Origin of the sequence: Microbacterium sp. K41 (assembly GCF_004794395.1) — a bacterium.
GTDB lineage: Bacteria > Actinomycetota > Actinomycetes > Actinomycetales > Microbacteriaceae > Microbacterium > Microbacterium sufflavum.
On record NZ_SSDO01000088.1, the window covers coordinates 1 to 295 of the forward strand.

1 protein-coding gene is annotated in these 295 nt (G+C 76.3%); it reads right to left on the minus strand.

The features are described 5' to 3' along the window. On the minus strand, window positions 1-295 hold a 295-nt coding region (locus DW309_RS19215; protein WP_168387135.1), incomplete at both ends, for a hypothetical protein.

Consider the following 295-nt stretch of genomic DNA (forward strand, 5'->3'; position numbering starts at 1 on the left):
CGGCCCGCTGCTCGGCGTCGCGCTCGGTCGCGTGCCGCTCCAGCACGACCGCGCGTTCCCACCCGCCGATCTCGCGCAGGCGCTCGGTGACCCACGCCTCCAGGTCGTCCACCTCGATGCCGTACGCCGTCCACTCCTCCGCGGCGCGCGATTCGCCTGCAACAGCCTCCGCCAGGGCCTCCCGCGCGCGAGCCGCGGCCGCGATGGTCGGTCGCAGCGCCTCAGCGGCACGTGCGTTCCCGAGCTCGACCCTGGCCTCCGCGATCCGGGGCTCCTCGGCGTCGAGGCGGGAGAG